This is a genomic window from Pseudomonas sp. CAU 1711 (genome assembly GCF_039888625.1).
Taxonomy (GTDB): Bacteria; Pseudomonadota; Gammaproteobacteria; order Pseudomonadales; family Pseudomonadaceae; genus Aquipseudomonas.
Genome location: NZ_JBDQQT010000032.1, coordinates 1 through 4839, shown reverse-complemented (window position 1 = coordinate 4839; position 4839 = coordinate 1). Strand labels below are relative to the sequence as shown.

Genomic DNA, 4839 nt, shown 5'->3' with positions numbered 1-4839 from the left:
TGCGGCGGCCAGAAACACCGAAATGAGCGAGCCATCTGGTCGATTTTGACCCACTGGCCGCTTTCAAAATTGGCGAAGGCCGAAGTCAGCCAGAAAAACCGCTCTACTTCAGACCTTCCTTAAAGCCTTGGTATGGTCTGGTTTTCAGAACATGGAGTTATCGTATGCACTACCAGGCTTTGAAGGAGCGCCACCGCCAAGAGCGCGACCAGCAACATCCCAATCTCAGCCTGCGACTGCATCGAGCACTGAGTTGGCTGAACCGAGCAGAGCAAGCCGAAGACACTGATGGCCGATTCATTTTTCTGTGGATCGCATTCAACGCTGCCTACGCCACCGATATCGACGAGCAGCAGCGATTATCCGAACAGGAAACCTTCAAAGCCTTTCTCGAAAAACTGTGCTCACTCGATAGCACCGACAGTATCGAGAAGCTCGTCTGGTCGGAGTTCCCCGGCAGCATTCGGGTACTACTGGACAACCCGTATGTTTTCCAAAGTTTCTGGGAGCATCAAAGCGGAAAGATCAGCGAAGAACAGTGGAAAGAACGCTTCACCAGTGGAAAAAAAGCAGCGGCTATGGCGCTGGCCAACCGCAACACGCCTGCGGTACTTGGCGTAATGTTCAACCGCATCTACACCCTGCGAAACCAGCTCATACATGGCGGAGCAACCTGGAATGGCCGGGTGAACAGAGATCAGCTACGCGACTGCTGCAACCTGCTAGGTAAGCTGGTGCCCTTGATCATCCAGATCATGCTGGACAGCCCGAACACCTTATGGGGCGATGCCAACTACCCAGTGGTTGGCTGAGGATGGACACCGGTTCATCTTGAATAGATGAATAACCATCAATCCGTTTTTGGGGAGCAACATCAGCTGCCTCGACAAGCAAAGGATTGCCGCCATGCAGAAGAAACTTAGAGACACCAAGGGCGGTAGCCGCCCCCCAGAGACTCCACCGCTGCAAAATGGCGACCTGTTCGCCGGCATCCCTTCTGCGCAGGAGGGGGCGGTCAGTGCTGCGCTTAGCGACGAGATAAATTCGCACCGGGCCAGGCTGGCGCCGTTTTTCAATGGGCACGCCAAGCCTAATCCTTCGGTAAGTTTCGCCAACGACGGCACTGGCTTCGGGAAGTCCTACAACGTGTTCGACCAGTTCATCGAGCACGCGGCAGTGCGTGGCGAACGTGGTGGCCACCGCAACCTGTTCTTTATCACCCCGCACAAGGCACAGATAGACGTCTCCAAGGCAACTCAGGAGAAGGCAGCTGCTCGGGGTGTCAGTATCCTCAGTTTCCTGGCGGAGCAGGATTTATCCGACCTCAACTTTGTCGGCTGGGTATCGGGTATTTGCAATGAAGATCTATACGTCGGCTGGACTAGAGTTCTCAAAACTGAGTACTACCGCGAGACTATTGGCGAACTGAGTAGCGCTATTAGTGGACTCAAGATCACTGAGGCGGAGCAGACTCGATTCCTGAAGTCGGGGGTCACCGACTACCTGCGAGAAGCTGATCTTGAGCGTCGGATTGATGCCGCTAAAAGCCGCCTGCTCTATGCGTTGCAAGACTTGGCCAAGGCGGTAATCCGGGAGAAGGTTGGTTTTGAGTTCCAGACCACCCACGAGCGCTTTCAGCGTGCCAATGACGACCGTGATCGGGCCAAGATCCAAATCATCGATCACGTTCTACCGTTCGAGCGGGCCAAGGTGGGACCTACCATCTTCGTTGCCACCACCGCCCGATTCCTGAAACGCGCGTTCATTGGATATTTAGACAACAAGAAAGAACCCAATATCAAGAAGCTTGGCTTTGACGAAATTCTCGGAGCTAAGCGCGGCCCAACCGATGCGAATGAGGACGCCGCCGCCCCGATTGGGGCAGCCTGCAGCCTGAGCCATGATGAGCAAATTGCGTACCTGAAGAGTGACTTCTTCCTCCCCGACGAGGCCAACTATTTCCAGCTGAACGGAATCACCTTCAACCTCGTCATCGACGAGGAGCACGACAGCTACGACCGGATTTTTGAGGACGGTAAGAAGAAGCTGATCAGCGAGAAGGTCAAGCCCCCTCATGTTATTGCCGGCCTCCACCGCCTGATGGAAATGATTTCGGCAACGTATGGCCCTGACGAGGAGGAGCCCATCGCGTTCAACGAAGCTGTTGAGCTGATGAATGATCTCCGCCGGCATTACGATGAGGACTGCGAAACCAGCGTCAGCCTGGACTCCATTCTGCAAATGTGTTCCGGGAATGTCGGACACATCACCATCGACAACCGTGATGTCGAGCAGATCCTCGCTTTGTCACGCAACATCTTCAGCATGACGCCAAGGCGCTTCTACAACGAGGATGCCCTCAAGCGTATTCGAATGCGGTCTGTCTGCGGCAAGAGCGAGATCCGCCTGTCCTTCAATGATGGTGGCCCCAGCACAGACCCAACTTTGCACGACTTCTTGCAAGTCATGCTTTGTGCCCTGTACGCCTGCTCCAAGATCCCTCAAAACAGCTCGCTAAGACATTTGCTGGCGCTGGGCGAGGATGCCAGTCAGAACGCCCCACTTTCTGAGTTCATCACGAAGGCTCGTCAGCATAGCTCCTATGTCGCATCCATCTTCGACCGCGCTAAGGACGCCGAGATTTTCGTAGATGCGTTCTTCACCTTCTTCGCTCCCAAAATCGTGTTTTCACTGGTCAAGGTGGACAAGATTCCCTTCGGAAATGACGCGGTGAAGAACCGTATTTTTGTCGACTTCCACCTCGACCTGATCCTGGAACTACCTGAGGTCAAACTGCTTCGTATCCTGCATGGAACACAGAACAGCGCGATGTGCCTGAGCGCAACAACGGGCTTCAAGGACTCCTACTCAGGGAACTTCTCCAGGAAAATGCTGAGCCGCTATGGGGAAGCGCTTGGCGATAACCTTGGTGTACGAGTAATTCAGCGGTCTGTAGCGGACGTATGTGCACTGGAAGACCTCCGTGAGGCCCGCGCCAAAGCCAGAACGATGCAAGTCAGGCCCTTCCACAACACCTCTGCAGATGACATCAGCGGTTTGCGCAGCGACCCTGCCTTCCAGAGTGCATACAAATTCTGGTCAAACGCCCTGCTTCCTCAGGGCTACCGTGAAAGCAAGTATCGAATGTCAGCCTACCGCCGGCAGATCGAGGCCATGCTCATGGCCGCCTGGGATGGAAAGAACACCTTCATTCTCTCCCTGAACAACCGTTTTGCAGATCTTTTTAGAGCCCTGTTGGCACAGGGCCTTGAGGGTCGCTTGAAGGGTTTTCGGCGCAAGCACCAAGACAAGATTTTCGAGCTGAAACCTTTTGAGGACAAAACTAGGATCAGGGTCATCCTCTTCAGCTCCCAACTGGCTAAAGAGGTCAACATCGACGAGTACCTTAAGGTTGATGCAGATACTCGCATTTGCCTGATCTCCGCATACGGCAGCGCTGGTACCGGCCTTAATCTGTTCATTGAGCGAAGCGAGGACAACTTCCACCAAGACTTCGACCGTCTGGTGCTGGTCAATACCCCCTTCTACAGCGCGATCCGCGAGAAGGACACCGGCCTCAACACCGTCAAAAACCATATTCTCCTGCTGAAACACATCTCATCCGGGGAGAACGAGGCTGTTCGTTTGTCTGAGTTCGACTCAAACCTGATGCAGCCCAAGAATCGCCGCATCCTGAACCACGAGCATGATCTAGCAGTGCTCAAGGCCATCATCCAGGCTGTAGGTCGCGTTGAAAGACGGGATAGCTATCTCCACACCGAAATCTTCCTACCGAGTGACGTCATCGACGACTTGGTGGTGAGGTATAGCCGGCTTCGCCGTGAAGGTAACGACCTTCTCATCAACAGCCTTTCGCTACTGAATCACAGGCTCATGCAGTTCTGCCTTGAACAAGCGGAGAGACGCTGCTTCCCATCCGAAGTGGAACGCGAGCAATTCACCGCCAACGTAGCCGCCGCTGCTGACGACATCGAAAACTTCTTCAGCGGGGCATTCCGAAACAAGATTCTCAGCAGCGCGCGTGAAGGTAATCGGGATGCCATCGAGCTCAATGAGCTGCTCAGGTCACCAGATAGCATCACCGCCCCTGAAAAGTACGTCCGCAAGCTCCTGGCCTCTCCTCTTGTAAAGGCCTCCAACTACTACCAAGAAGTCATTAGTGCCTTTTACCTTCCGAGGCAAGTAACAGATCGAGTCACCGTCTGCACAACATCGGAAAGCTTCTACCACCTCACCGACCTGCTTCATGGGCAAGCTGTCTATCAGCCCGCGAAATGGCTGGTTCCTGACTACGTGCGCACAGACGGCAAAGACACTGACTCAGGGCCTGGCATCGTTAATCTAGCGTGCAACATGGCCAGCGATGGGGTTGATGTACACCTACCTAACCCGGCCCTCATCCCGCTCCTGAAGGGGAACGTGGGGGAATTCATTTTCTCGAAGGTGCTCTCCGCACTGGGGATCAAACCACTGAACCTGGATCAGTTGATCGATCTTCTAGGGCCTGCGGTGTACGAATACTACGACAGCTATATCCACGTTGATGACACCATCATCTGCATCGACGTGAAGCGGTGGTCGGGCACCCTGGACAACCACGAGCAATCTCTCAAAACCCTTCGCAGAGCGGAGAAAAAAAGGCAGGACATGTATGAGCTGTGTGGAGCACTGAACCTGACCCCACGCTTCCTCTATGGAAATTCTGAAGAAGACTTCCCGAATCTGGTGAAATACGCCGATCCCGTTGCCCGAGTTTCCCGATGAAGCAGATGACCTTCGCCGATGCCGAGTACGCCGGCAAGCGCAAGCAGACCCGCA

The 4839-nt window shown here is 54.3% G+C and carries 2 protein-coding genes; both read left to right on the top strand.

The features are described from left to right. The first annotated feature begins 164 nt into the window (after positions 1-164). On the top strand, positions 165-812 hold the full coding sequence (locus AAFN46_RS20470) for a hypothetical protein (RefSeq protein ID WP_347810538.1): 648 nt from the start codon (positions 165-167) through the stop codon (positions 810-812). Positions 813-906: 94 nt separating this feature from the next. Further along, on the top strand, positions 907-4785 hold the full coding sequence (locus tag AAFN46_RS20465; protein WP_347810537.1) for a hypothetical protein: 3879 nt from the start codon (positions 907-909) through the stop codon (positions 4783-4785). Positions 4786-4839: the final 54 nt, after the last annotated feature.